Below are 25612 nucleotides of genomic sequence, written 5' to 3' on the forward strand. Positions count from 1 at the left end.
ACGGCGGCGGTTCGGCGGCTGGTTCAGACGGCTGGTTCAGACGGTGACCGGCTCGCGGACGCCGCCCAGCATGCGCCGCTCGAACCACAACGAGGTGAACGGGGGCACCGCGCATGCCAGACCCAGCACGATCGTGCCCAGGCTCCAGCGGGCCGTGCGGGCCGCGGCCAGCACCCCGGTCACGTACAGCACGAACAGCAGCCCGTGGATCGGGCCGAAGACCTTCACACCGAGGTCGCCGGACTCCACGATGTACTTGAAGAACATGCCGACGAGCAGTCCCGCCCAGGAACACGCCTCGGCGATCGCCACGTAACGGAACAGACGCAGTGCGGTCGGCACAGCGGGCACCTCTCCTCGGATCCGGAAAACGCCTCCAGCCTAGAGGGCGTCGGCCTATGCCCGGCGCCGGGGATCTTCCGGCCGGGGATCGGGGCCACGACCGAGGCGCGTCCGTGTCCGCCCAGAGGTCCTGAGAGCCCGGGCCGGCTCCGTGGCCCGGCCGGCGGGCCCCACGCCGCGGCTACGGCCGCGACCGGCGCAGGGTGATGTTGAGCCGCCCGGCGAGCAGGCCGTGCGGGCCGGTACCGGGCAGGATCCGGCGCACACCGTGGAAGGCCAACCGGGAGGGCCCGCCGAAGACGAACAGATCGCCCGACTCCAGCCGGACATCGGTCCACGGCCGGCTGCGGGAGTGGGGGTTGCCGAAGCGGAACACGCAGGCGTCCCCCAGGCTCAAGGAGACCACCGGCGCCGAGCCGCGCTCGTCGGCGTCCTGGTGCATGCCCATCGTGGCCGCGTCGTCGTAGAAGTTGACCAGCGCGACGTCCGGGTCGTACGGGCCGCCGAGCGTCTGTGCGACCGCCGCGCGGCCCAGCTCCGCCAGCCAGCCCGGCAGTGGCTGGACCGGTTCGTCGGTGTAGCGGTAGGGCCGCCAGTAACGGCCCAGGCACACCGTACGCACCGACATCAGCCCACCTGCGGGCAACCGGATCCGCCGCATGCCCACTGGCGGCAGGCGGCCACCAGTTCCCGTTGCCGGGCGGCGCTCAGCCAGTCGGGCACGTGAACCGCCCCGGGGGCGACCTGCCTGCGGCTGCGGGCGATCAGCGCGTCCATGCGGCGGATTCTAGGTGCCGGCCCCGCCGGGTGTGGACTCTCCCACCGGGGGAGAGGCCGAGCTCGTGCGTCGCCGCCACACCCTGGCCACCCTGGAGCGGCTGCTGACGGCCGGGCTGCCGGCGGTGGAGGTGCGGCTGATGCGCGAAGGCGCTCGCCGGGTCGTGGTGGCCCGCGACGTGGCCGCCCTGCCGGGCGACCTCGCGCGGGTCACCGGCTCGTGCATGGCCCGGCCGATGCCGTGCCCGCCGAAGTCGTCGGGGATTCCGTATCCGGCTTCGCGGCCGGCCCGCGCCACGGCGTGACCGATGTCGCCCAGCCGCCCGCCCGGCACGCACGCGGCGATCCCGGCCCGCAGTGCGGCGTCGGCCGCGTCGATCAGCCGCAGGTCGGCCGGGTGGGCCGGGCCGACGGTGAAGCTGACCGCCGCGTCACCGGCCCAGCCGTCGAGGTAGGCGCCGCAGTCGACGCTCAGCAGGTCCTGCGCGCGCAGCCGGTAGGTGCCGGGGATGCCGTGCACGATCACCTCGTTGACCGACGTGCAGATCACCGCGGGAAACGGCGTCGGCGCGAAGGCGGGCTTGTAGTGCGGGAACGCCGGTTTGGCTCCCGCCTCGCGGATGACCGTCTCGGCGACCTCGTTCAGTTCCAGCAGGCTGACCCCCGTGGTCGCATGGGCGCGTACCGCGGCCAGCGCCTCGGCCACCACCCGGCCGGCCTCACGCATCGCGTCCAGTTCGGCCGCGGTTTTGATCTCCACCATGTGACCCCTCCGCTCTCCAATACTTATACCGGTATTGTTATCACGGTTGCTAGGGTGGTCGACATGGTGCGACCTCCACTGACTCCGCTCGACCACGAACGCGGCCACCGCCTCGGCGCCCTCCTGCGCCAGGCACGCGGCCCCCGCAGCATGGCCGAGGTGGCCGCCGCCGCCGGGCTCTCGGCCGAAACCCTCCGCAAGATCGAGACAGGCCGGATCCCGACCCCCGCCTTCTTCACCATCGCCGCCCTCGCCCACGCCCTGGGCATCTCCCTGGACGTCCTGGCCGAGGTGGCCGCCGCCGAACGCGCCGCCTGAAGCAGCCCACCCATGAACCGGGGGAGCAGGGGAGAAACAACCGCCCCGACGACACACGCCCGCCGCGCCGCCCGCACACGGCCGACGACCTCACCGGCTCCCTGAAGGCCCCCGAAGCAGCGGATGAGCCCGCATCGCCACCTCCAACTCCCCGGGCAGCTCGTCACGGTAGCGGCCCAGCGTCGCCAGATCACTGTGCCCCAGCACCCGCCGCACCGCGTCCATGTCCACCGCGTCGGCCAGCAGGTGAGTGGCAGTGGTATGCCGCAGGCCATGCGGCGTCACCGAACGCCGCCGATCGGGATCCACCTGCCGCTGCACCCGGTCGATCACCGCCTGCACATCCCCCCGCGCCAGACGCCCGCCCCGCCACGACAGCAACAGCGCCTTGTCCGCCCCCTCCTTCGCCGCCTCCGCCCGGCCCCGCTCCAGATAGGCCTCCAGCACGCGCGCCACATCACCGGGCAGCGGCACATCCCGCGTCTTACCGCCCTTACCGAAGATCCGCCAGTACCGCACCCCGTCATTGGTGTAGAAATCCTCGACATTCGCCCGCACCAGCTCCGAAACGCGCGGCCCCATCGTCGACAACAGCAGCACGATCAACGCGTCGCGCAACTCGGTGCGCTGATCACGCCGCCGACGCCGCCGGTGGACCGCCCCACCCGCGACAGCGGAATCACCCGCCCCGGCCACCGTCCCCGCGACCTCACCGCCGCCGCTGTCCCCGTCGCTCAGTTCACGCGCCGCACCGATCAACCCCTGAGCCTGCTCCCGGGTCAGCGCCCGGCGCTGCGGCCGCAACCCCCCTCGCTCCTTGGCCGTCACCGTCGCCAGCGCCATCGGATTGATCTGCACCCAGCCCGTCAGCACCGCATGCTTGAACAACGCCGACAGCGACCGGCGAAAACGCGCCTGCGAAGAGGCCGACTGCACGCCACCGGCCACCGGCTCGGCCCGCCGCCCATCGGGCTTACGCGCGAAAGCCAGCAAGATCGCATCCACGTCCTCACCCGTCAGATCGTCCAGAACCCGCCGCTCACCCGCCAGCCGTACGAACGTCGCCACATCGCGGGCGTAGACCTCCGCCGTCGCCGACGACAGCGCGCCGGTCAGCATCTTGGCCCGGACCAGTTCCACATACCGGTCGGCCGACTCCTGCACGGTGAGACGATTCAGATCCGCTGGCCGCATGTTCGGGGGACACCCTTCCTCGAGCTTCTCAGCCGTCGTGCCGACCGTAGCGGCCCGCACCGACAACAACGCGCCCGCCCGCCGAGCCCAAGAGCCCCCACGGGAAGGCGCCCGCCCTCTGCCCGCAGCGCGCTCGGACTCACCCCGCCTCTCACCTGCCACCCCCGGGGCCGGCGTCAACAACCCACCGGCGACCAATGGTGGCCACCGCCCCAGAAGCCTACGATCACCCCATGCCGAACATCGGGCCCACAGAACTACTGATCCTGCTCGCACTGGCCGCCGGTCTGATCGCCGTGACGATCACACTGGTACGGCGCGGCTCACCGGCCCCGCCACCCCCGCAACGGCTTGACCCCGCGGAATTACAGCACCACCTCACCGCTCTGATCGCCGCCAACAAGCCCGTTGCCGCGATCAAACTCCTCCGCGACCAGACCGGCCTCGACCTCAAAAGCGCCAAAAGACACATAGACGACCTACGCGCCGGAAGAGCACCCCGACCACCCCTGCCCAGCCACAACGCCACCGCGACGCCACCGCCCCTCGGCCACGGCGCCGACCTGGCCACCCGGGTACGCCTGCTCAAAAACGCCGGCCGCGACGGACAAGCCGTCCTGCTGGTACGCGGCGAAACCGGCATGAGCGAACCCGAGGCCCAGCGTTTCGTCGAATCCATTCAGGCATGACCCCCGACCCGGCACCAAAATCCCCAAGCCGCCCACTCCCGGCACGCGCGCGCACCTACACGTAAGAGCGGGCCACCGCGACCAATCCGGCATCGGCACCGGCGGTCCTGACCCGCAGCGCCGTCGGAGGAGTCCTCTCCCGCACATCCTCCGCCCTGATCGCCATCACCGCCGCAGGACTCCCCAGCTCGCCATACGAGACGGCAACGACCCGCGTGATCGCCTCACGCGCATCGGAGACCACCTCCCTGGGCGCCCTCCGCGGACCCGAAATCGACAGATAACCAATCAACGCGGCGAATCGCAGCTCATCGGCCGTCGGCACCGAGAGACCGCCCCCACCCGGAGGCATACGAGGCCGATCCAGCCAGAACACCCCACCGTGCAAACACCCCGCGTAAGACGTCTCACCGTGCCGGACCAGACGCACCGCGTCGGCCACCAGCCGCCCAAACCCAGCCAGATCCGTCTCCGGCGGCAGATCGGTGGTGACCAGCAGCGGCACTATCATCGAATCCAGCATCGGCGGCATCCCTCCACGAGTCGGCTCATCGTAGAATGCCCCACCGACAATCTCCGCCGGCACGTTTTCACACGGCGCGCCGCCGCCCCACCACAGACAGCGGAGCCACAACCAGCCCGACACCGGGCAGCAATGATCGCGATGGTCGGCCCGCGTCTTCCGGCGACCCGCCTCAGCGGCCGGTCCGGCAACCTATCCCGAGCACGGCGACACGGCCAAAGTCGAGAACCACCCGGGCCATATGGCGTTCGGAATCCCACCGCCCCGACAGGGGGATTCCTACTCGATCGGGTGATGTGGAACAGTCTCGCGATCGTCAAGCATGGTGACGACGCGGCCTGCGGGCTGTGGCCGGGAGGAGGCCATGACATGAACCAGCAACGGTCGGAACTTACACGTGAGGAGTGGCGTGAGTTCTTCGAGAACATAACGCGCAACTACGAGGGCGCCGAGGTGACGATCGAAGTGATGAGCAAGGACTTCGGAGACCTGGTGGAGGCCGAGAAACTACCGCTGGCCTACCTGGAGTACGACCCCAAGGACGATCAGTTCTCGGTCGGGGTGGGAGGCCGCGACGGGCGCTATCCGGTGGTGCTGCGCCACGCCATCGACCACCCGCAGAGAATCCTGGCCGACACCATGCAACAGGGCACGATGCGAGTGTTCGACGTCTTCGACGCCGAGGGGGGGCAGACGATCGTGACCTTCACCTGACCCCGGCCTCCTCGGCGTAGCCACGCCCGCCCTGCGCCCGGGAGACATCGGAAGGAGTTCCGGGCGGCAGGGGAGCGATGGGCCAGTGCAGGTAGGCGTTGCCCTGCCGGCCGCCGAACGACAGCAGATAGGTGCGTTCGGAGGGAACGACCGCCGCGACCGCCGGGGCAATCCGACGAACCGTCCGCAATCGTCAGGCGCTCCCGCAGGCCAGGAGTGCCGCGTGCGGTAACACCAAGCACCCGTCCGCCCCGGCGAACTCCGCGCTGAGCAGGTCAAAGTGCCGCTTGATCTCTGCCATGACCTCGAGGGGTTGACTGACCACGCTGGATTCTTGGTCGAGTGGTGCAGGAACAGCCGGTGGACACCCACGCCGAAGGCCCAGGCGCTGAGCGCCCGGACTCCGGCCGTGGCCGCGCCCCGGCCCCGGGGTGAGCGGGTCGGCCAGCCCGGCCGAGGCGGCCGCGATCAGCTTGAGATGGAACTCCGCCAGGTCGGGTCTTGGCCAACCCACCTCGGCGACTCGCTGTTGGCCGTTGCGGCAAGCGCGTCAAAGAAGCGCAAGCGCCTTGGCCACGCCCGGATCGCGCCCGGTGGCCAGGTCGAGGGCGGTCATAGGGGCGTAGTGGTCGACCGGCACGCCGATCGTGTCGATGATTTCGCGGGCGGGCCCGAGGTGCCGGACCCTGGGCAAGAGCAAGACGCTGCCGTCGTCGAGGAGGTATCCCTCGCTGGGGCCGGAGACGGCCCCAGCGGTGCGGGTCCCGACGAGGGTGCCCAGGCCGTTGTCCTTGACCGCCGCGCTGAAGTCCTCACAGGCCGAGGCGCATCCGCGGTCGGTGAGGACGACCAGGCGCGAGCCGAGCAGCGGGACGCTGTCGTCGGTCCGGTTGGGCACGCACTCGCCCTTGAGCGGGCAGAAGTAACTGGTGACCTTGCCGTGCGCGAACGCGCCGAGCAGCCGCGTCACCTCGCGAGGCGACCCGCCGCCGTTGCCGCGCAGGTCGAGGACCACGGCCTTCGGATTGTCCTGCAGCTTGGCGATGACCTGGTCGGCGGCGCCTTCGTAGAATCCGGGCAGTTGGACGTACACGACGCCGTCGGCGAGCTTCCTTGACGTCACCGCCGGAGGCTGCCGCGTGATAAGGCCCTCTCTGAGCTCGACGATGCGGGTCCGTCCCGTCGTGGGACGCTTGAGCGTGAGCCGTACCGTGCCGGAGGCGAAGGCGAAGGCGTCGAGGATGCCCTGATTCACGGTGTCCCCGATGAACGCCGGCACGCCGTTGGCCTTGACGACGATGTCACCGGCTCTGATGTCGGCCTTGGCGGCGGGGCTGCCGGGCAGGACGCGGGTGATGAACATCGGTGGCCGGGCCGCGGGGTCGAGCTGCGATCCCTGCTGGGCCGACGCGCCCACGATGCCCGTTCCGGTTGGCCCGCCCTCAGGCGGCGGGGTCGGCTTGAACCAGCGGGCGTGGTTGTCGTGCAGTCCGGTGACCATGCCGGTGATCGCGGCGCGCAGGGCGGCGGGGTCGCCGGCGCCGAGGACTTTCGCGAAGGCGGCCCAGTCGGTGTCGCGGTTCCCGGTCAGGGCGGGCAGCCGAAGGTCGGCCCGGTCGGCGCCGCGCCGCATCAGGTTCTGGGTGTAGGCGGCGAAGGCGCTCTTCAGCAGCGCCTTCGAATCCATGACCGGGCCGCTGTAGTAGTTGTCCAGCACGCAGATGTCGGCGGTGCCGATTGCGGCGGTGGCGCCGAGATGGCGGTGCAGCCCCCGCCTGGGGTGGTGGCCGATGGGGACGCCGGCTTCGGCTGGGGCGTCGGGGCCGATGCGAGCGCGGACGCGGGTGCCGGCATGGAGCAGGCCGTCACCAGGACGGCCGCGCAGAGGGCTCTGATCATGGCTGTCAGCATGGCCTGAAGCGGGTTGCACGGTCGTGAACGGATCCGTTAACGCCATTGAAACCCCGGTTCGGGTATGAACGTCGGATGCGGGTTTTGGTGGTCGAAGACGAACGCGACCTGGCCGATCTCGTGGCGGTGGGGTTGCGCCGCCATGCCATGGCCGTCGACGTGGTGTATGACGGGGCCGCCGCGGTGGAGCGGCTGGCGGTGCACGACTACGACGTGCTCGTGCTGGATCGGGACCTGCCCGAGATGCACGGCGACCTCGTGTGCCGTGAGCTGGTGGCACGCGGGAGCCGTACGAGGATCCTGATGATGATGACGGCGGCGGCGTCGGTGCCGGAGCGAGTCGCGGGTCTCGGGATGGGGGCCGACGACTACCTGCCCAAACCGTTCGACTACGCCGAGCAGGTCGCACGGGTACAGGCGCTGGGGCGGCGCAGCCAGTCACAGGTACCACCGGTGCTGACACGGCACGGGATCGTGCTCGACACGCACCGGCTGCAAGCCTCGCGGGACGGGCGGCACCTGCACCTGTCACTCAAGGAGTTCGCCGTCCTTGAGGTGCTGATGAGGGCGGACGGCGCGGTCGTGAGCTCCGAACGGCTGCTTGAAGAGGCATGGGACGAGAACGCCGATCCGTTCACGACGGTGGTGCGGGTCCTGGTCAGCCGCCTACGGGCCAAGCTGGGCGCCCCGCCGTGCATTCAGACGGTTCCCGGTGCGGGATACCTGCTGTGACGACGATCCGGGTACGGCTCACGCTGATCTACTCCGGACTGTTCCTGCTGACCTCGGTCGTGTTGCTGGTCACAGTCAACCTCCTGCTGCGCCGGGCGCTGGAGGCGCGGATCGCCCGGCTGCCCGGGGGAGCGGTGGCGCCGGGCGATCGGCCGCCGCCGCTGCCGCAGCTGCCCGAGCTGGTGAACGACGTGATCGGCTACCAGTGGGAGGTGACCGCGGTGACGGTCGGGATCCTGGCGCTGGTCTCGTTGGTCGTCGGATGGCTGGTCGCCGGGCGGATCCTGCGGCCCATCCACCGCATCACCGCCACCGCGCAGCGGCTGTCGCTGTCGACCCTGCACGAACGGATCGCGCTGACCGGACCGAAGGACGAGCTGAAGGAACTGGCCGACACCTTCGATGCGATGCTCGACCGGCTCGAACGCTCCATCGAGGGGCAGCGGCGGTTCATCGCGAACGCCTCCCACGAGCTGCGGACCCCGCTGGCCGTCCAGCGGGCGGCGATCGAGATCGGGCTCCCCGAGGACGTCGGCGAGATCCGCGGCACGCTCCTGCTCCACACCGTTGAGGTAACGCTCTCCCGTGGAGTTCTGACGGTCCGTAACACCGGCCCGCACGTGCCCCAGGAACGTTTCGGCGACCTCTTCAAGCCCTTCCGGCGGCTGCACACGACCCGTGGACAGGGCGCCGGGCTCGGGTTGTCGATCGTCGCGTCGATCGCGAAGGCTCACGGGGCCGACGTGCGAGCGAACCCCAACCCGGACGGCGGGTTGGAGCTCGTCGTGGTTTTCACGGGATCTGAGGATGCGGTGCCTGCCACGGACGACAGTAGCCAGTGCTGACCCCCGAGCGCGAGCCTGATGATGATCGGGCAGGGTGAGCGTGGTACCTGACTCGATCTCAACCCTCGCCGCCTATCAGCAATGCTGCTTTATGCATTCTTGTGATTGCGGTTAGTGATCAATAATGTGGGGTGATCAGTCAAGCAAGAAACGGAGCACATCGTCCGGAACAGGCAAGTCTGTTTCGCCAAGCATCCCGTCTGGTCGCCGGCCACCGGCACCACGCCTGACGCGAGCCGATGCCCGCCGGCAGATTCACCGTTCACCCAGCAGCTCGTCCTAGAGTCAAAGGACAAGATCCTGTACCAGCTGGCCAACAAGCGGACCGACTTTGTCGCGCTCGTCAAGGTTTACAGGCCAACCGGCGTCAAGAACGCCTGACAGGGCGTTGCGGAAATCCCCTTCGCGCAGGCTGCCTGCACCATCAGCGGGACATCTGGACCGGATCAGCGGGGTCGGCGGCGGGCGGCGGGGTCGTGCTCGGCGGTGATGCAGGCCAAGAGCCGCCACCAGCACCTGGCCAGCCTCGGCCGCTACGTGCGGCTGAGCGAAGAGACCTCCGCGCGCATCACTGCCGAAGCAGACCCCAGCCAACGGCGCCGCGCCCGCTGACCTGGAGCACCCCACCTCACAGGGACGGTCGCTCTTCATCAAGGACATTCTCAGCGCCAACAGCTGTCCGCCGAGTCCTCAACCCAGAAACCTCCGCCGACATCACCTCCAACAATGACCCGCTCCCACCGCCAACCCGCTGATCTGCGACTACAGCAGTTCGCGGCCCCTTTCTGGCGTATTCGTGTGTCCTGAACGTGAAGGAGAGTTCGATGTAGGCGAATGATCTGGAGCGATGCTGCTCGAACGATGAAGGTTTGGCCCTTCGGAGTCGCCCTGCGGGGGGAGGCTTCAAACCACCTCATGCTGCGTTGGCTGAAGACCGATTGTGATCAAGGCGTGCTGGCGGCAATTGCGGACCGGATGGCCGAGGTCGGGCTTCAGTTGCACCCAGACAAGACCCGGATCGTTTATTGCAAGGACGACAGGCGGCGCGGCTCGTATGAGCGCACGTCGTTCACGTTCCTGGGATTTACCTTCCGGCCTCGGGGGTGCGGACGAAAACCGGAAAGATGCGCTGTGGCTTCAACCCAGCGGTAAGCAAGGATGCCTTGAAACGAATGAGTGCGACGGTGCGAGCCTGGCGGCTTCACCATCGAACAGGATCATCCGAACACGACCTCGCACGTCGGATAAACCCGATCGTGCGGGGGTGGATGCAGTATTACGGAGCATTTTACCGCTCCGCGCTGTATCCCTTCCCGGCCCGTATCAATGCCTATCTGATGCGGTGGTCACGCAACAAGTACAAACGGCTCAGGGGTCGTAAGAAAGCTCAAGCTCAGTGGGGAATGGTTGTGAAGGCACGACCGAGGCTCTTCGCCCACTGGATCTGGGTGAACGTGGTCCCAACAGCCTGGTGACCAGAACGACAAGAGCCGTGTAACGAGAGATTGTTACGCACGGTTCTGTGGGAGCCCCGGGCTGAAACGCCCGGGGCGGCCCGACCGGCCGCCTCCGCTGTGGACCGTACGAGACCGCGACGCCAAACGCATCCGCGATGTGTTGCGCAAGGCGGGGCGCAAGGAGTTCGGTGTGGGCGGTGGGTTCGCCGTCGAGAGCGGCGGTGGGGTGAACCCGTTCCTGGTCGCCTGCGCTGGCGACCCCGAGCAAGCCGCAGCCGAGCTGCCGCAGTACGAGGCGGCGCTGCGCAAGGCGGGGTTCAGGGTCGAGCTGGAGCCAGATGACGACCAGGCGCTTCAGATGTGTGGCCACCGTCGTAGAGAGCATGGACCGAGGTCAGCGGGGCTGGTCTCGGGTGGTCCAGCCGTGTTTGGTGATGAGCTTGGCCAGGGCTTGGTGGAGCTGGTTGATGCGGTCGGCGGCGGTGCGGGCGGCGGATGCCGATGGTGATGGTGGCCTCGGTGGCGTGGTAGGTGGTCGCTCGTCCTTCGGCGGCGGTGCGGGCGGCGGCGTGGATGCGGCCGCGCAGCGCGATGAGCTTGCGGGGGTCGGTGCTGTCGAGGCCGTCGCCGCCAGCGGCTGCGCTGGCGGCGGGGGCGGGTTGCTCGTTTAACGAGACAGGGGCCAGGTTCCGTGGGACAGGACAACGCACCTTAGCCGCCGGAATCGGACACTAAAGTTATACCGGACAGAATTCAGCTTCTGTCCGGTATGGGAAGAAACTGCATTTGAGGGGAGGGGTGGAGGCCGGGATTCGCCGCTCCGCGCCGACCTGGAGCCGTGAGGGCGGCGGGCGCCCGCCGGCGAGGCGCCGAGCAAAGCGATCTCTTCGGAAGGGTTCGCCGAAGCGCCACGGGTCTCTTGGTGTCGGCCGGTTCCCGTCAAGATCATTCAATGGCGATCGGCAATGAGCCGTCGTGTGGCGGCCGTGCGACGGCACCGGCCGGCCTGTGTGCCGTCGCGCCGTCGGCTCATGGTGTCGGGCATGCCGCGCGATGGTTGCGCGTGCGAGGTTGCGCGTGCGGGAGGCCAGGACGGTTGTTGCTTTTAGGCGTTTTCCCTGCTCATCCTGTTGTTTGCTGCATAATTTTACTTATACAGCATTTGTGGTCGCGGGAGCGTCTGCGTCTCTGATCGTGACTCCGTTCTGGCTGTTTTTCGGGTCGGACCTGGGCTTCTGTCGTCGCGTGGTGGGGCTGTGCTCTGGAGATCGCGGGCGTAGGATCGAGCCGCCTGTGGGTCCGCCGGGTGCTCGGGCTGGTCGGGGGCGGAGCCGGTTCGGCGCGTGCGGAGGTGATGATGGGCGAGCGTGAACCGTTGGTGCTCATGCGCTTTCCGGAGGCCGCTGAAGGTTTTCTGGCGTGGTTGCGGGCCAAGAAGCTGTCTGCGCACACGATCCGTGGCTACGAAAGCGATCTGAGGATCGTCGCGGAGATCGCCGCGGGTGCGGCGGGTGTGGTGGTGGAGGAGCTGGAGGTCCGGCATCTCAGCGGGCGTCTCGTCAGGTGCGCGTTCGCCGAGTTCGCCGATCCGCGTTCGGCGGCCAGTGTCAACCGGGCGTGGAGCGCATGGAATCAGTTGTTTGGTTTCTGTGTGGCCGAGGGGTTGCTGGAGGGTAATCCCATGGCGGCGGTCCCCCGGCCCAAGCAGCCGGCCAAGGCTCCCAAGCCTCTTTTGGGTGATGGGAGCGCCGCGGTCACCTTGCTGGAGCGGATCGCGGCCGGGGCCCGTAAGGCCCGTGATCCGTGGGTGGAGCGTGATCTTGTGGTTGTGGCGCTGGCGCTGGTCACGGGTATGCGGTCGGCGGAGTTGCTGGGGATGACCGTGGGGTCGATCGGTGGCTGCTCCGGTGAGCGGCGTATTCAGGTGGTGGGTAAGGGGGGCAGGGCTCGTTCGCTGCCCATCGAGCCGCCGGTGGAGTTTGTGATCGAGCGGTATGTGGACAGTCGGCTGCGGCGTTTCGGGCTTGGTGTACTCCCCCGTTCGGCCGCGTTGCTCGTCGATGGGCGTAACGAGCCGTTGCGGCGTGGTGGGCTTCAGTATCTGGTCCGTCAGTGTTACCGGTATGCGGGGGTCCATGACCGGGTGCAGAAGGGCACTTTGGTGCATGCGTTGCGGCACGAGTTCGCTACCCGGTTGGCCGAGCGGGGGGCTTCGGCTCATGAGTTGATGGAGTTGCTCGGCCATTCTTCGATTGTCACCGGTCAGGCTTATGTCGCGTCGACTGCCCGTGAGGTGCGCCGGGCGGCGCGGGGTAATCCGGCTTATGGGGTGTTGGATCGGTTGCGTGCCGAGGGTGGCGAGGGGGTTTCGGGGTGATCGTGGGAGGGTCGGCCGGTGGCGGTGTCGGTGCGTAGCCGTACTTCTTCGGCCAGGCGGGTGAGGCTTTCTTCGAGGGTGCGGTCGATCTCGTCGCCGGGTGGGGTGTGGTCGTGGTCGGAGAAGGACAGGTGGATGGTGACCTCGCTTGTTCCGGTGCCGCTGTCGGTGACTTGGAGCCAGCCGGCGTAGCGGCCGGTGTCGCGGGTCCCCCATTCGATGCGGAGGTGGTCGGGGTCGGCCTGCATGAGGGCGCGGGCGTCTTGGCCGGTGTGGTCTTCGTGGACGGTTACGGCGGGCGGGGTGTCGGGCCGTACGTGGAGGTCTTGTGGGAGCCAGTGGTCGAGCCGGTCGAGGTCGCGGGCTTGGTCGAAGACGAGTTCGGGTGGGGCGGGCATGGTGCGGGAGCGTTCGTGTTCACTCATGGGGTCCTCGCTGTTGTGCGGTCCGGGTGGTGCGTGAGTGATCACCTACCCGGGTTGGGGCTGGTCCATCCATGAGTGTGCAGGTCAGTGCGGGGGCTGCTGCTGTGGTGGGCGGGTTTTTCTGACGAAGCGGGCGGCGGTGCGGTGGCTCATGCCGGTCTGGCCGCGTACGAGGAAGACGGCTTGGTCGAACTGGTCTGTGGTTTTGAGGTGGAGGATCTGTTCGATGAGTTCGGGGGTGATGCCGCCGCCGAGGAGGGTGTTTCGGGGGTGCTGGGTGATCCGTACGGTGAGCACGATGAGGCTGATGATCACTGTTGTGGTGATCGCCGTCAGGAGGAGGACGATCGGGTTTGACATGGGGTGAGCGTAGCGCCGCTGGTGGTTGTGTGGCGGATGGGAGGGTGTGATGTCCGGCGGTTGTTGTGGGGTTTTATCGGGGTGGGTTGAGGAGGAGGAGGAGGGTGTAGGCGGCGATTGAGCAGCTGTCGGTGACGGCGCCGTTGAGGATCATCTGTTCCAGGTCGGTTCGGGGGAACCAGTTCTGGCGCATGTCTTGTTCGGTGGGTTCGCGGTGGGGGGTGCCGGGGGTCAGGCCGGTGGCGAGGAAGACGTTGAGGCGCTGGTTGGTGATGCCGTGGGCGTTGTCGAGGTGGCCGAGGGCGGTCATGTGGGCGGCGGTGAGGCCGGTCTCCTCGGCGAGTTCGGTGTGGGCGGTGGCGTGGGGTGAGGGACTGTCGGGGACGCCGCCCTGGGGGAAGCTCCAGGTGCGCCGGCTGATGGGGTAGCGGTATTCCTCGACGAGGTGGAAGCCGTCGTTCTCCATGGGGATGATCAGGGCGAAGTCGGGTTTGTCGAGGAAGCTGTAGATGCCGTGGGAGCCGTCGGGGCGTTGGATGTGGTCTTCACGCAGGGTGAGCCAGGTGTTGGTGTAGATGACGGTGGAGTCGAGGGTGTGGATCGTGGGTTCTTGTGGGCTGGTCATGGCGCAGGAGCCTAGTGGTGGCGGGGTTGTCTTCACGAGCTGTCGGTCCCTGGCTGTCTGCGGTGTCGGGGGTCGATGGGGTCGGGATAATCCTTTGCGGAACTGTCGTGGTTCTCTGTTACGGTCCAGGGCGTGTCTGAACAACCTCTCATCCACGCGCGTGGTCTGATCAAACGTTTCGGTGACTTCACCGCGGTCGACGGGATCGATCTGGAGGTGGCGCCGGGCGAGGCGTTCGGGTTTCTGGGGCCCAATGGGGCGGGGAAGTCCTCGACGATGCGCATGATCAGTTGTGTGTCGATGCCGACCTCTGGTGAGTTGCGCATCTTGGGCATGGATCCGGTGCGGGAGGGGTCGCGGATCCGGGCGCGGCTGGGGGTGTGCCCGCAGTTGGACAATCTGGATCCGGATCTGAGTGTTCGGGAGAATCTGACGACTTATGCCCGGTATTTCGGGTTGTCGAAGGCGGAGTCGCGGCGGCGGGCCGCGGAGTTGCTGGAGTTCGCGCAGCTGCAGGAGAAGGCCGACAGTCAGGTGGAGCCGCTGTCGGGGGGGATGAAGCGGCGGTTGACGATCGCGCGGGCGATGGTGAACGACCCGGATCTGGTGCTGTTGGACGAGCCGACGACGGGGTTGGACCCGCAGGCGCGGCATCTGTTGTGGGAGCGGTTGTTCCGGCTCAAGCAGCGGGGCACGACGCTGGTGTTGACGACGCATTACATGGACGAGGCCGAGCAGTTGTGTGATCGGCTGGTGGTGATGGACGGCGGGCGGATCGTGGCGGAGGGGTCGCCGCGGTCGCTGATCACAACGTATTCCACTCCTGAGGTGGTGGAGTTGCGGTTCGCCGATGAGGTGGATTACGCGGGCAAGCTGGAGGGGATCGGGCGGGTCGATCCGCTGCCGGATCGGATCTTGCTGTATGCCGACGACGGGGACGCGGCGGTGGCGGAGGTGCATCGGCGGGGGCTGGCTCCTTCCAGTGTGCTGGTGCGCCGTTCGTCGTTGGAGGATGTGTTCCTGCAGCTGACCGGCCGGACGTTGGTGGACTGAGATGGCTCATCCGACGGTGGCGGTGCTGGAGCGGCATCTTGTTCTGTATCGGCGGTTGTGGCGGGCGTCGGTGTTCTCCTCGTTCGTCTTGCCGGTGCTGTTTTTGATCAGTATCGGGATCGGGGTCGGCGGTTACGTCGGTGAGATCGGCGGGGTGGACTATCTGGCGTGGATCGTGCCGGGGGTGATGGCCTCGACGGCGTTTCAGATGGCGATCGGTGAGTCGACGTATTCGGTGCTGGGTGATTTCAAGTGGGTGCGGTCGTATCACGCGATGCGTGCCACTCCGGTCGGGATCGGCGACATGGTCGTGGGCCGGTTGCTGTACGTGTTGTTGCGGGTGGAGATCGCGGCGATCGTGTTTCTGGGGATCACGGGGTTGTTCGGTGCGTTGCATTCGGCCTGGGCGGTGTTGACGCCGGTGGTCGCGGCGCTGGTGGCGCTGTCTGCGGCGGCTCCGGTGACGGCGTTCGCGGCGAGCATCGAGCATGACAGTTACTTCGCGTTGCTGTTTCGGTTCGTGATGATCCCTTCGACGCTGTTCGCGGGGGTGTTCTTCCCGGTGGCGCAGTTGCCTGACCTGGTGCGTCCGCTGGCGTATGTCTCGCCGCTGTGGCACGGGGTGGAGCTGAGCCGGGCCGCGACGTTGGGGGTGGCTCCCCCGTGGCCGGTGTGGGCGCATGTGGGGTATCTGGTGGTGTGTTCGGCGGCCGGGCTGTGGTGGGCGTATGCCGCGTTCGGTAAGCGGCTTCAGGATTAGGGGCTAGGGGCATGGTTTCTGCGATGCTGGTGGCCCGGATTTCTCCCTCCCGGGTGGGTGCGGTGGTCAACCGCAATGTGGGGGCGTTGCGTTCGGGGCCGTCCTACTGGCTGGTGCTGGTGTCGGGTTTCTTCGAGCCGGTGCTGTATCTGCTGTCGATCGGTGTGGGTGTGGGGGCGCTGGTCGGCGACTTGAGGTTGCCGGGCGGCCGGGTGGTGGATTACGCGGTGTTCGTGGCTCCGGCGATGCTGGCTGTGTCGGCGATGTCGGGGGCGTTGTCGGAGACGACGTTCAACTTCTTCTTCAAGATGAAGTACGCCAAGACCTTCGATGCGATCTTGGCGACGCCGGTCCGGCCGTTTGAGATCGCGCTGGGCGAGCTGGCGTGGGCGATGGTGCGCAGTTGTGTTTACACGGGCGCGTTCCTGGTGGTGATGGTGGCGCTGGGTCTGACGAGCGTGGGGTGGGCGCTGGCGGCGTTTCCCGCGACGTTGCTGGTGGGGTTGGCGTTCGGCGGGGTCGGGATGGCGATCAGCACGCTGATGCGGGGCTGGCAGGATTTCGACCTGTTGACCACGGGGCAGTTCGCGTTGTTCTTGTTTTCGGGGACGTTCTCCCCGGTGCAGGACTATCCGCTGGTGGTGGAGATCTTGGTGGGGCTGACTCCGCTGTATCACGCGGTGGAGCTGGTGCGGGGGCTGGCGCTCGGTGAGCTGGGTTGGGGCCTGCTGGGGCATGCGGGGTATCTGCTGGTGATGACGGTCGCGGGGCTGGCGTTCGCCGCGCGGCGTATTCAGCGGACGTTGTGCCAGTGACGTCTCCGGGTTGAGGGGAGGCGGGGTCGGTGACGCCTCCCCGGCGGGGTGGCGGCTCTGCCGCTCCCCCGCCGGGGGTGTGACCTGTCAGGCGGGGGTGTAGGGGGTTGCGGAGGTGACCGCGGTGATCGGGAGCGGCCCGTAGATGTGGGGGAAGGTCTCGGGTGAGTCGCCGCCGGTCTCCAGGCGGACGTCCAGGCGGGTGGGGTCGATGCTCAGCAGCACGAGTGGGTCGGTGACGTTGCGGTAGAAGCGCTGGACGACGCCGTTGAGCTGGTGGTGGTCGGCGCAGGCGTGGATGAAGCCCTCTTGTTCGATGGTGCGGCCGAGGGTGGAGATGCGGTACTCCCCCGCTGTCTGGGCGGTGTCCCAGTCGGCGGCCAGGGCCAGGTGCAGGATGGTCATGAGGTGAGGGCCTCCGTGGCGCGGTCGACGTCGTCGACGGTGGTGTACAGGTGGAAGGAGGCGCGGACCTTTCCCGCCCGTATGGCGGCGCGGATTCCGGCGGCCCGCAGCCGCTCGTGGGCGCCGGGTACGTCGACGGTGACGATGGCGCTGCCGGTGGGGGGCTGGTCGAGGGCGGTGAGGAACCGGTCGGCCAGTGCGGTGTTGTGGGCGTGGACGGCCGGGATGCCGATCTGGTTGAGGAGGTCGAGGGCGGCGGCGGCGCCGATCTGGCTGAACCAGGCCGGGGACAGGTCGAAGGCGCGGGCTCCTTCGGCGAGGCGTAGTGGTGGCCCGTAGTAGGAGCCGCCCGGGTCGGCGCCGGCGTACCAGTTGGCGGCGATGGGGCGCATCCGCTCTCGTGCCCGGGGTGACAGGTAGGCGTAGGCGGCGCCGCGGGGCGCCATGAGCCATTTGTAGGCGGCGCAGACGAGCATGTCGACGTGGGTGGCGTCGACGGGAAGCCAGCCGCAGGCCTGGGTGGCGTCGACCACGGTGAGGGCGTCGTGGGCGCGGGCGGCGGCGATGATGTCGTCGGCGGGGGCGGCGACCAGGACGCGGGTGCCGGGGGGCAGGGCGGCGGCGAGAGGGGAGAGCATCTGGGAGACGGTGGCGCCCACGGCGACGTCGTGGGTGTCGACGCCGACGAGGGTGGCGAAGGCGGCCCGGGCCCGGTCGGTGGCGGCGTCCCAGGGTGTCCAGTCGGTGCGGCCCGCGCGCCAGTCGCTCAGGGCGCGTTGCAGGTCGTCGAAGGCCGGTCGGGGCGGTAGTCCGTAGCTGGCGGTGTTGAGCCAGCCGGGGTCGGGGTCCCACAGTGTCTGGGCCCGGGCGAGGTTCATGACCGTACTGTACGCACTCGGTGGCCGGTTTCGGTGGTCGATTTCAACGGCCGGGTCGAGTGGCGGGTTTCAGTGGCGGGCGCGCCATTCCCGCTGCAGGATGGCGTAGATCACCTCGTCGGTCCATTCGCCTTTGACGATCTCGTTTTCCACCAGGTGGGCTTCGCGGCGCATTCCCAGGCGTTCCAGCAGCCGGGCCGAGGCGTGGTTGCGGCCGTCCAGGCGGCCGGTGATGCGGTGTAGGTCCAGGCCGTCGAAGCCCAGCTCCAGTAGGGCCTCGGCCGCTTCGGTGGCATAACCCTTACCCCCGTGGCCGGGGTGGAATATGTAGCCGATCTCGCCGCTGCGGTGCAGGGCGCTGTGCCAGAACAGCACCCCGTCGCCGATCAGTTCGCCGGTGGCCTCCAGTTCCACCGCCAAGGCCAGGGCCTGGCCTTCCTCCTCCAGCGCCGTCTGGGTGATCTTCTTTTCGAGGGACTGCCTGACCTGCTCGGGGTCGCGGGGCTCCCAGTACAGGTATCGGGCCACTTCGGGCAGCGAATGGATGGCGTTCATGCCGGTGAGATCGTCGTGGGTGAAGGGGCGCAGAATGAGCCGTTGGGTGCGGATCGGGTATGAGGGTTTCAGCATCCGAACAGATTAGGGGGGGTGCGCGGGTGGTGGCCACACGTTTTCGCGGGGCTCCCCCAGCTGTCGCGGGTCGCGGGTCGCGGGTGGGGAGGGGCCGGGGCCGGCTCAGTGGGTGCCGCCGGCCAGGTTGAGCACCAGCACGCCGCCGATGATGAGTGCGATTCCGGCGAGCTTGGCCGGGGTGAGCGACTCGCCCAGGAACAGTACGCCGATCGCGGCGATCGCGGCGGTGCCGGCGCCGGCCCATACGGCGTAGGCGGTGCCCACTTCCAGGTGCAGTTTCAGGGCCTGGGCCAGCAGGATGAACGCGGCGGCGTAGCCGGCCACGACGGTCAGTGCCCAGCCTTTGTGTGTGAAGCCGTCGCTCAGTTTCAGTGCGGTGGTCGCCAGTACCTCGGCGATGATCGCTCCTGCCAGGATCAGCCATGCCATGACACACTCCCCAAAAAACCGATCAAAAATGGTTAATTTAGCGGGTGGGGTGTTCCGGGAGTTGCGGGTGGTCTGCCGGCGAGCCGGTGTGGCGTCGGCCCGTTGCGGGCGGGGGCGGGTGCGGTCCGTTGAGCCGTGCGGTCCGTGTTCCACTTGCGGGTGATGTCGAAAACGTGTTCCACTGATCGGCATGCGATGGGACGCGCCTTCCCTGCTTGCCGGGCCGCCGCGGGTCCGGCCGCGGATCGAGCGCGCCGCGGTGGTCCGGGTGCATGGCGGGTTGACCTGTTATGAGGTTCAGGCACGCAGTGCGCTGGAGCCCGCCGCCCAGGGGTGGAGTGTCAGCCCGTACCGGGGGTGTGCCCAGGCTTGCCGTTACTGCGCGGTACGGCGCGCTCACCGTTATCTGGGGCTGGACGCGGGGGTTGACTTCGACTCGCGGATCGTGGTGCGTACCAACATCGTGCGGCGGCTGCGTGCGGAGCTGGCGGTGCGGTGGGACGGCGAGCCTGTCACCGTGGGCAGGGCCGGCGACTGTTATCAGGGGGTCGAGGACGTCTACCGGCTGATGCCCGGTGTCGTGGCCGCCCTGCGTGAGGCCGGGGCGCCGTTCACCGTGCATACCAAGAGCACGTTGATCCTGCGTGATGCCGGGCTGCTGGCCGCCGCGCCGGGTGCGGGGGTGGTGGTCTCGATCGCCTTCGTCGACGATCAGGTCCGCCGTGTGGTGGAGCCCGGTGCGCCGAGTGCGCAAAAGCGTCTGGAGCTGGTGGCCGAGCTCAATGGGCACGGTGTGCCGTGCGGGGTGGCGATGGCGCCGATCCTGCCGTTGCTGACCGATTCTCCCGATCAGCTTGCCGCCACGGTGCGTCGTGCCGCCGACGCCGGGGCCGTCAGTCTCACTCCGCGGGTGCTGCGTCTGCCGCCGGGGGCGCGGGAGTGGTATCTGGCCTGGCTGCAGGAGCGTCATCCGGCGTTGGTGGCGCGCTATGGCGAGCTGTACGGCAGGGGGGCCGATGCCGATCCCGGTTATGTGCGTGGCGTCACCGGTCAGGTTCTGGCGTTGGCCGCCCGTTACGGGATGGGCCCGACCCGTCTGGAGCAGCCCTTGCCGCTGGCGCTTCCCGCGCACCGGCAGTTGACGTTGCTGTGAGGGCCTGCGGGGCCCTCGGGGCGGCCTGTCTGCTGACGGGCTGCCCCGAGGCCGCGGTGGTCGCCTCGTGCCGTCGCTCGGGGAGGTCCGGTTGTGGTGGGGGCCTGGCGGGGTTGCGGGAGAGGGCGGGTGGTCCTCAGGCCAGGGCGCTGCCCTTCTCCCACTGCTTGAACGACATCTGCCAGAAGCCCCAGCCGTTGTTCCACTCCATCTCCCGGTTGGTGCCGGTGATGGTGATGACGTCGCCGCGCTGGACCTGGTCGTAGAACCACTTGGCCTGGTCGGGGCGGGAGTTGACGCAGCCGTGGCTGACGTTCTGGCGGCCTTGGGCCCATACGTTGTTGAGCGCGTGGACGTATTCGCCGCTGTTGGAGAAGCGTACCGCGTGGTTGATCATCAGGTCGTAGTAGCCCGGGTCGCCTTTCTTGCGTCCCGGGGAGATCATCCGTTCGGGGTTGGCCTTGCCCATGGCCAGGTGCACGCCGCTGGTGGTGGTGTATTCGCGGGTGCTGGCGTTGCCTGCGCTGATCAGCATGGTCTGCACGGTCTTGCCGTCCCGCTTGACGATCATCTTGTGCTTGCGGGTGTCGACGGTGGCGATCTGGGCGGCGCCGATCTGGATGCTCTTGGTGAAGTCCTCGACCCCGTAGGTGTCCTTGCCGCTCTGCACGCCGGTGAGGTGGGCGGTGAAGGTCACCTTCTGGTGGGGCTGCCAGAACTTGGCGGTCCGGTAGATCACCGTGGTGTCGTTGATCCATCGCCATGCGCCCTGGGAGGGTTTTTCCGACTCCACCTCCAGTGCCTGCTCCACGGCGGCTTTGGCGGTGACGGGCTGGTTGAAGGTGACGATGATCGGCGCCCCCACGCCGACCTTCTCCCCCTTCAGCGCCGGGGTGACGTCGGCCACCTTGAACTCGATCTCCGGCTTGAGCGTGGTGAAGGAGCTGCTGGCGGTCGTGCCGCCTACCGCCCGTGCCGAGACGGTGTATTCGCTGGAGGGCTTCAGTGGGGTCTTCGACACCCATTTGGTGCGGTTCTTGTCGAAGGCGCCGGTCAGCGGTTTGCCGCCGCTCTCCACGGTGACCTGCTCCAGTGGGCCGCCTGCCGCGGTGACGACGACCTTCTTGTCCGGGCGCACGAGTGCACCGCCTTCGGCGGGGCTGATCTTTATGACCGGCGCGGCCGGTGTGTTCTGGGCGCCGGCGCTCGCGTCGCCGGCGGGACCTGTCGCGGCGGCTCCGCCGGAACAGGAGGTGGCCAGTACGGCGGCCGCGGCCACCGCCAGTCCCGCCAGTGGCGTCCTCATGCCTGGGCCCTTCACGTTCAGCACAGCTCTCTCCCCCACTACGGCAAACCGCCTTTAAAACCCTAATAGGAGACGTGTATGGAGTGCGTATAGTTCAGGAGACTTCGGTCACATTTAGGTCACTTCTCGGGGTTAATAACATGCCGACCGAGAGTGGGGGAAGCAGGGAGGACCGGCTCGGCGCACACGGCGCGCCCGTCCCCAACGGAAGGCTCAGGTGATGACCACAGCGCGACCTGTCGGCGACACCGAATCCGGCGGGGCTGTCGGCTTTGGTGGCCTCGGCGGCGCCGCGCAGGCGCCGGACGAGGTGCTGCGGCTGCGCGGCCGGCGGGCGGTGGAGGTGGGATTGCGATTTTTCCACGAGGAGCTGCGAGACTTCCCCGTACCGCCACCTGCAGGTCCCGTTGGGCGGCCGCGCCGGGGGCGAACACCCCGTCGGCCCCGGCGTCGGCGTAGGTCTTGATCCGCCGTACAGCCGTGGCCGGGGCGTCGGGCTCGCCCAGCCAGAACGGGTCGGTGCGCGCGTTGGCGAACAGCCCCGGCACCCGGTTTTTGATCATGCCGATCAGCGCTGTCTGCTCGGCCGTGTCCGCCAGCCGGGGTCCCGGTAGTACCGGCGAGAAATCCAACGGATATGCAGGTCAGAGCTTCCTTAAGAACCTTCGGGCACAGCCTGGCTGGAAGGTGGGCCGCTGACCTGCATATCCGTTGTTTCCTGCGTCGTTGCTACTGGGACCCCGCCCTGTGCGCGGTCAGCCGACGGCGTACGCGCGTGTGATCGTCTGCGTGACGCGGTCACCGGCGGCATCCGTCGCCGTGGCGCGCAGCGAGACGAATCCCGGCGTGCCGGGGTTCGCGAGCAGTGCCGTCCACCCCGACGGGGCGGGAAGCACGGGGACCGGACGCCAGGTCGCGCCGTCGTCGGAGGAGACCTCCAGCTTGACGGATTTCACCGTGGCCTTGGGCGCTCCGGGGTTCCGCTCGATCCAGATGGGCAACTGGGTCAGGGACCCCGGCTTGGCCCGGTTGGAGTCGTCGAGGCCGGCCGGTGTGTAGCGCACCGCCATCAGGGGCAGCGGTTGCGGCTTGGCCGTACTGGCCGAACGGAAGGTCCAGACCGCGTCCACCGCGGTGGACAGTGCCGTGTGCGGCCCCTGTCTGCGTGCCGCGGCGGTGAGCGTGTAGGTGGCGGCGTCCGCCGGGAGTTCCGCCGTCAGACAGGTGTTCAGCTGCCAGGTCTCGCAGTCGGCCAGGTCGGCTCTGGCGATCACCTCGCCGCTCTTCGCGAGGGTGACGGTACCGGTGACGGAGGCGTCGGTGCCGGTCCGCCCGGCCACACCGTCGGAGAAGAACCGCCCGGTGGAGAAGCCCAGCTCGTTTCCGGTACGGGCGCCGCCGGAGGTGGCGAACGCCGGTCCGGCCACGGCGGCGTTCCACACCTCACGGTGAGCCCTGCCCGCCTCGTACCGGTCGATGCCGATCACCGAGTAGGTGCCCGCCCTGAACTGGGTGTCCCAGGTGAATCCGGGAGTGCGGTAGTGCGTCATGGTGCCGGGCAGATCGAAGGCGGGAGTCGAAGCCAGGAACGCCGAGTCGGATCCGGGGAAGCGGGGGCCCAGGGCCGCCGCTCCCCTGGCGGCCGTGCCGGACGCCCGGTAGGTCGCGGTCACCTTCACCAGATCACTCGTCCGCGCGGTGTAGGAGGGATCGTCCGGGATACCGCCGGTTCGGTAGTCGACAAGGTCATACCGGTACGGGCTGGGCACGGCGTCCTTCTTGTACCAGATGCTCCTGGTCATGTACCTCAACCCGGGCTGGCGCACGGGAAGCATGAAGAAGTCCCGATTGGGGTCTGCGTCGGCGAGCCACCCGAAGCTCCAGGACCCGTTGGCCAGGTTGAACTCCATCCTGCGGTCGGGCACTGCGGTCGGCTCGTCCAGCGAGAACCGGACCTGCTTGCCCTGACGCGCGTCCAGCACCACTTCCCGGTCGGCGTCGTCGACCTTCAGCGGGACGTGCGCGGCCGTGAGCCCGATCGAGGACTGCTCCATCAGTTCCGCGTACAGGTTCCACTGGCCCGCGGGCAGCCGGACCTTGGCTACTCCGTTCCTGAAGGGCAGGTTCTGCCGGCCGCCCGTCTCAAGGTTGTAGACCTGCCCGTAGGCGGTGGCAGGCTTGCCGTCCCGGGCGATCACGGTGATGGTCACGTCGGAGGACTTCGGTTCCACGTACGCGCCGGCCAGAGTCCGGATGACGGTGTCGCCCGACCTGGCCGAGACGATTCCGGGGTAGTCCCCCGGCGTCTTCCCATCGGTGTTGATCGTGAGGGTGACCGAGGCGTCCCCTCCGGCGGGCACCTCCAGCCGCTCGGCCGACAGTGTGAGCACGTCGCTCTCGGTGGAGAGGTCCAGGGTGACGGGGGCGTCGCCGGAGTTGGTGTAGGTGATGGTCCTGGTCGTCTCCCGCGTGCCGGAGTCCTGCCACGGGAAGACGGCCCAGACGTTGCCCGGTACGGCCACGACCGGCTGTGCCAGCCCGCGGACCAGGTCCACCCGTCCGGCTCCCTGCTGGTACGGCGTGGCGTCCGCGGTGGGCTTGGCGGTGCCGATCAATGCCGCCTTGAGCCGTTCACCGGTCCAGTCGGGGTGGCGTTGGGCGAGGATCGCGGCGGCTCCCGCCACGTGTGGAGTGGCCATCGAGGTGCCGCTGTGTGCGACGTAGGGGCCGTCGGCGGTGCCCTTGGCCGCCGCGGCCATGATGCCGACGCCAGGGGCGGTGATGTCCGGCTTGATCGCGTGGTCGCCCACCCGGGGGCCGCGACCGGAGAACTCGGCTACCTGGTCTGACCTGTCGACGGCACCGACGGCCAGGGCCGCGTCAGCGCTGGCCGGGCTTTCCACCATGCCCAAGTCACCGGCGTTGCCGGCCGCCGTGACGAACAGCGCGCCGGTCTGCGCGGACAGCGTGTTCACCGCCTGCTCCAGCGGATCCAGTTCCGGGGTGTCCTGCCCGGCGAGGCTCATGTTGATGATCTTGGCTTTGACCTCGACGGCGGCCCACTCCATGCCCGCCAGCACGGCGGAGTCGGTCATTCCACTGTCGTCGCCCACCTTTCCGACGGCGAGCTTGGCATCCGGTGCCACACCTCTGTACTTCTCCCCGGCACCCGCGATGATCGAGGCGACGTGCGTGCCGTGGCCGAGGTCGTCCCGCATGTCGGGGGTGTCGCTGAAGTTCCGTGCCTGGGTGACCACGTCCTTCAGGTCCGGATGGTCGGCGTCGTAGCCGCTGTCGAGCACGGCCACCGTGACACCCTTGCCGGTCAAGCCCTGCTTCCACGCCTCTGAGGCGCCGATCTGCTTGACGCTCTCGTCGAGGGCGAACGAGCGGCGCCCGTCGAGCCAGAGCCTGGTCTTGCCCGCCGCCAGGGTCCGGGGGCCACCGATCAAGTCCTTCCAGGTCTCGCCGGCGTCGGCCTTGGGAACGCGCAGGGCCGTCATGCCGAGATGGGCCAGTGGCCGAGTCTGCCGCGCGGCTCGCGGCGCGGGCGCGAGCCCCTGGGCCGACTGGGTGATCATCGGGATGTCAGGCCGGTCCGCGTCGCCGTACCGCCACTCCAGGAGCTGGGTGACGTCGAACAGCCGCTCGTCCAGCACGCCCTCGGCCACCAGTGGCATCGCGTCGGAGGGGAAGACGAGGAGATGGCCGTCGCGGTGCTGCGTGGCGTAGCGCACCTGCCTGCCCGACCCCGGTTCCACTCGGTAGCTCTTGCCTGTGACGATGACACGGTCGCCGGTCACCAGGGTCACGCTGCCCGCCTGTGGTGCCGCTTCTCGCGCTCCCTGAGTGATTTGTCCTGTCGGTGCGGCGCCCGCCTCGGGCGGGGAATCCGGCTCCTGAACAGCCGCGACCCCGACCGTTCCGGCCAGGATCGCGGCCAGCAGCCCACTGCCTAAGCTCATGCGTACCTCTCAGTCCGAAGAAAGGATTTGCGTCCTGTTGTCTTTGGGCAGTGAGATCGATCGGGTTACAGGGGGTCCCGGTAGTACTGGCGAAAAATCCAACGGATATGCAGGTCAGAGCTTCCTTAAGAACCTTCGGGCACAGCCTGGAGAGCAATCGTCA

28 protein-coding genes and 1 pseudogene are annotated in these 25612 nt (G+C 68.4%); 12 read left to right on the forward strand and 17 right to left on the reverse strand.

Annotated elements, in window-relative coordinates:
• Window positions 1–36: 36 nt before the first annotated feature.
• The 3 genes and pseudogenes from FHR32_RS38140 to FHR32_RS38150 all read right to left on the reverse strand — a co-directional run bounded on the left by FHR32_RS38140 (window position 37) and on the right by FHR32_RS38150 (window position 1882).
• A complete protein-coding gene (locus tag FHR32_RS38140; protein ID WP_184759320.1) occupies window positions 37–342 on the reverse strand; it encodes a DUF3817 domain-containing protein in 306 nt (101 codons plus the stop codon).
• A 181-nt stretch (window positions 343–523) separates the two neighbouring features.
• Window positions 524–1119, reverse strand: a pseudogene (locus FHR32_RS38145) (alpha-ketoglutarate-dependent dioxygenase AlkB family protein).
• 10 nt (window positions 1120–1129) lie between these two features.
• The gene (locus FHR32_RS38150) at window positions 1130–1882 is read right to left on the reverse strand and encodes a type I methionyl aminopeptidase (protein ID WP_184759321.1); all 753 of its coding nucleotides are present in this window, start codon (window positions 1880–1882) and stop codon (window positions 1130–1132) included.
• A gap of 63 nt (window positions 1883–1945) precedes the next feature.
• Here FHR32_RS38150 and FHR32_RS38155 point away from each other — a divergent pair, with 63 nt between their 5' ends.
• On the forward strand, window positions 1946–2200 hold the full coding sequence (locus tag FHR32_RS38155) for a helix-turn-helix domain-containing protein (protein ID WP_184759322.1): 255 nt from the start codon (window positions 1946–1948) through the stop codon (window positions 2198–2200).
• Window positions 2201–2290: 90 nt separating this feature from the next.
• Here the strand turns inward: FHR32_RS38155 and FHR32_RS38160 are convergent, their stop codons facing one another.
• Window positions 2291–3394: a tyrosine-type recombinase/integrase gene (locus FHR32_RS38160; protein WP_184759323.1), complete on the reverse strand. Its 1104-nt coding sequence runs from the start codon at window positions 3392–3394 to the stop codon at window positions 2291–2293.
• 233 nt (window positions 3395–3627) lie between these two features.
• On the opposite strand from FHR32_RS38160, the gene FHR32_RS38165 reads away from it, so the two are divergent.
• Entirely contained in the window at window positions 3628–4083 is a 456-nt protein-coding gene (locus FHR32_RS38165; protein ID WP_184759324.1) for a hypothetical protein, read from the forward strand.
• Between the two features lie 55 nt (window positions 4084–4138).
• Here FHR32_RS38165 and FHR32_RS38170 read toward each other — a convergent pair whose 3' ends face one another.
• The gene (locus FHR32_RS38170; RefSeq protein ID WP_246468413.1) at window positions 4139–4615 is read right to left on the reverse strand and encodes a hypothetical protein; all 477 of its coding nucleotides are present in this window, start codon (window positions 4613–4615) and stop codon (window positions 4139–4141) included.
• 360 nt (window positions 4616–4975) lie between these two features.
• Between FHR32_RS38170 and FHR32_RS38175 the strand changes: the two genes are divergently transcribed.
• A complete protein-coding gene (locus FHR32_RS38175; protein WP_184759325.1) occupies window positions 4976–5320 on the forward strand; it encodes a DUF5335 family protein in 345 nt (114 codons plus the stop codon).
• Here the strand turns inward: FHR32_RS38175 and FHR32_RS38180 are convergent.
• Both FHR32_RS38180 and FHR32_RS38185 read right to left on the reverse strand, forming a co-directional pair.
• Window positions 5313–5510: a hypothetical protein gene (locus tag FHR32_RS38180; RefSeq protein WP_184759326.1), complete on the reverse strand. Its 198-nt coding sequence runs from the start codon at window positions 5508–5510 to the stop codon at window positions 5313–5315. The two genes, FHR32_RS38175 and FHR32_RS38180, sit on opposite strands and share 8 nt — an antisense overlap.
• A 360-nt stretch (window positions 5511–5870) precedes the next feature.
• Window positions 5871–7250, reverse strand: coding sequence for a S41 family peptidase (locus FHR32_RS38185; RefSeq protein WP_184759327.1), 1380 nt, complete (start codon window positions 7248–7250; stop codon window positions 5871–5873).
• 56 nt (window positions 7251–7306) lie between these two features.
• Between FHR32_RS38185 and FHR32_RS38190 the strand changes: the two genes are divergently transcribed.
• The 5 genes from FHR32_RS38190 to FHR32_RS38210 all read left to right on the forward strand — a co-directional run bounded on the left by FHR32_RS38190 (window position 7307) and on the right by FHR32_RS38210 (window position 12642).
• Window positions 7307–7963 carry a response regulator transcription factor gene (locus FHR32_RS38190; protein WP_184759328.1) on the forward strand — a complete coding sequence of 219 codons (657 nt, stop codon included), beginning with the start codon at window positions 7307–7309 and terminating at the stop codon, window positions 7961–7963.
• Window positions 7960–8808, forward strand: a complete 849-nt coding sequence (locus tag FHR32_RS38195; protein ID WP_184759329.1) for an ATP-binding protein — start codon at window positions 7960–7962, stop codon at window positions 8806–8808. Before FHR32_RS38190 ends, FHR32_RS38195 begins: the two co-directional genes overlap by 4 nt.
• 1172 nt (window positions 8809–9980) lie before the next feature.
• The gene (locus FHR32_RS47555) at window positions 9981–10283 is read left to right on the forward strand and encodes a group II intron maturase-specific domain-containing protein (RefSeq protein ID WP_221466783.1); all 303 of its coding nucleotides are present in this window, start codon (window positions 9981–9983) and stop codon (window positions 10281–10283) included.
• 139 nt (window positions 10284–10422) lie between these two features.
• Complete coding sequence (locus FHR32_RS38205; RefSeq protein WP_184759330.1) at window positions 10423–10773, forward strand: hypothetical protein; 351 nt, start codon at window positions 10423–10425, stop codon at window positions 10771–10773.
• A gap of 846 nt (window positions 10774–11619) precedes the next feature.
• On the forward strand, window positions 11620–12642 hold the full coding sequence (locus FHR32_RS38210) for a tyrosine-type recombinase/integrase (protein WP_376773448.1): 1023 nt from the start codon (window positions 11620–11622) through the stop codon (window positions 12640–12642).
• Here FHR32_RS38210 and FHR32_RS38215 read toward each other — a convergent pair.
• The 3 genes from FHR32_RS38215 to FHR32_RS38225 form a co-directional block, all read right to left on the reverse strand.
• Entirely contained in the window at window positions 12588–13067 is a 480-nt protein-coding gene (locus FHR32_RS38215) for an SRPBCC family protein (RefSeq protein ID WP_184759331.1), read from the reverse strand. The genes FHR32_RS38210 and FHR32_RS38215 overlap by 55 nt on opposite strands.
• Before the next feature lie 84 nt (window positions 13068–13151).
• The gene (locus FHR32_RS38220; RefSeq protein ID WP_184759332.1) at window positions 13152–13427 is read right to left on the reverse strand and encodes a hypothetical protein; all 276 of its coding nucleotides are present in this window, start codon (window positions 13425–13427) and stop codon (window positions 13152–13154) included.
• A gap of 73 nt (window positions 13428–13500) precedes the next feature.
• Complete coding sequence (locus FHR32_RS38225; RefSeq protein ID WP_184759333.1) at window positions 13501–14052, reverse strand: NUDIX domain-containing protein; 552 nt, start codon at window positions 14050–14052, stop codon at window positions 13501–13503.
• A 132-nt stretch (window positions 14053–14184) separates the two neighbouring features.
• Here FHR32_RS38225 and FHR32_RS38230 point away from each other — a divergent pair, with 132 nt between their 5' ends.
• Genes FHR32_RS38230 through FHR32_RS38240 form a run of 3 tightly spaced genes read left to right on the forward strand, consistent with a single transcriptional unit; the run spans window position 14185 to window position 16680 of the window.
• The gene (locus FHR32_RS38230) at window positions 14185–15105 is read left to right on the forward strand and encodes an ABC transporter ATP-binding protein (protein ID WP_184759334.1); all 921 of its coding nucleotides are present in this window, start codon (window positions 14185–14187) and stop codon (window positions 15103–15105) included.
• Window positions 15106–15121: 16 nt separating this feature from the next.
• Window positions 15122–15865: an ABC transporter permease gene (locus tag FHR32_RS38235; protein WP_312882894.1), complete on the forward strand. Its 744-nt coding sequence runs from the start codon at window positions 15122–15124 to the stop codon at window positions 15863–15865.
• A gap of 23 nt (window positions 15866–15888) precedes the next feature.
• Entirely contained in the window at window positions 15889–16680 is a 792-nt protein-coding gene (locus FHR32_RS38240; protein WP_246468414.1) for an ABC transporter permease, read from the forward strand.
• Between the two features lie 87 nt (window positions 16681–16767).
• Here the strand turns inward: FHR32_RS38240 and FHR32_RS38245 are convergent, their stop codons facing one another.
• The 4 genes from FHR32_RS38245 to FHR32_RS38260 form a co-directional block, all read right to left on the reverse strand.
• Window positions 16768–17085: a DUF952 domain-containing protein gene (locus FHR32_RS38245; RefSeq protein WP_184759337.1), complete on the reverse strand. Its 318-nt coding sequence runs from the start codon at window positions 17083–17085 to the stop codon at window positions 16768–16770.
• Window positions 17082–17963, reverse strand: a complete 882-nt coding sequence (locus FHR32_RS38250) for an aminotransferase class V-fold PLP-dependent enzyme (RefSeq protein WP_184759338.1) — start codon at window positions 17961–17963, stop codon at window positions 17082–17084. The genes FHR32_RS38245 and FHR32_RS38250 overlap by 4 nt, the downstream gene beginning before the upstream one ends.
• 69 nt (window positions 17964–18032) lie before the next feature.
• Window positions 18033–18593 (reverse strand): GNAT family N-acetyltransferase, encoded by a 561-nt coding sequence (locus tag FHR32_RS38255; protein ID WP_184759339.1) that lies wholly within the window; start codon window positions 18591–18593, stop codon window positions 18033–18035.
• Window positions 18594–18698: 105 nt separating this feature from the next.
• Window positions 18699–19025, reverse strand: a complete 327-nt coding sequence (locus tag FHR32_RS38260) for a DMT family transporter (protein WP_184759340.1) — start codon at window positions 19023–19025, stop codon at window positions 18699–18701.
• Between the two features lie 190 nt (window positions 19026–19215).
• On the opposite strand from FHR32_RS38260, the gene FHR32_RS38265 reads away from it, so the two are divergent.
• Window positions 19216–20178, forward strand: coding sequence for a radical SAM protein (locus tag FHR32_RS38265; RefSeq protein WP_184759341.1), 963 nt, complete (start codon window positions 19216–19218; stop codon window positions 20176–20178).
• A 136-nt stretch (window positions 20179–20314) separates the two neighbouring features.
• On the opposite strand, the gene FHR32_RS38270 is transcribed toward FHR32_RS38265, so the two are convergent.
• From FHR32_RS38270 to FHR32_RS38280, 3 genes are all read right to left on the reverse strand, one after another.
• A complete protein-coding gene (locus FHR32_RS38270) occupies window positions 20315–21484 on the reverse strand; it encodes a L,D-transpeptidase (RefSeq protein WP_184759342.1) in 1170 nt (389 codons plus the stop codon).
• A gap of 119 nt (window positions 21485–21603) precedes the next feature.
• Window positions 21604–22116, reverse strand: coding sequence for an isocitrate lyase/phosphoenolpyruvate mutase family protein (locus FHR32_RS38275; protein WP_281391182.1), 513 nt, complete (start codon window positions 22114–22116; stop codon window positions 21604–21606).
• Window positions 22117–22239: 123 nt separating this feature from the next.
• Window positions 22240–25449: a S8 family serine peptidase gene (locus tag FHR32_RS38280; RefSeq protein WP_184759343.1), complete on the reverse strand. Its 3210-nt coding sequence runs from the start codon at window positions 25447–25449 to the stop codon at window positions 22240–22242.
• Between the last annotated feature and the right edge of the window lie 163 nt (window positions 25450–25612).

Origin of the sequence: Streptosporangium album (assembly GCF_014203795.1) — a bacterium.
In the GTDB taxonomy this organism is placed as follows: domain Bacteria; phylum Actinomycetota; class Actinomycetes; order Streptosporangiales; family Streptosporangiaceae; genus Streptosporangium; species Streptosporangium album.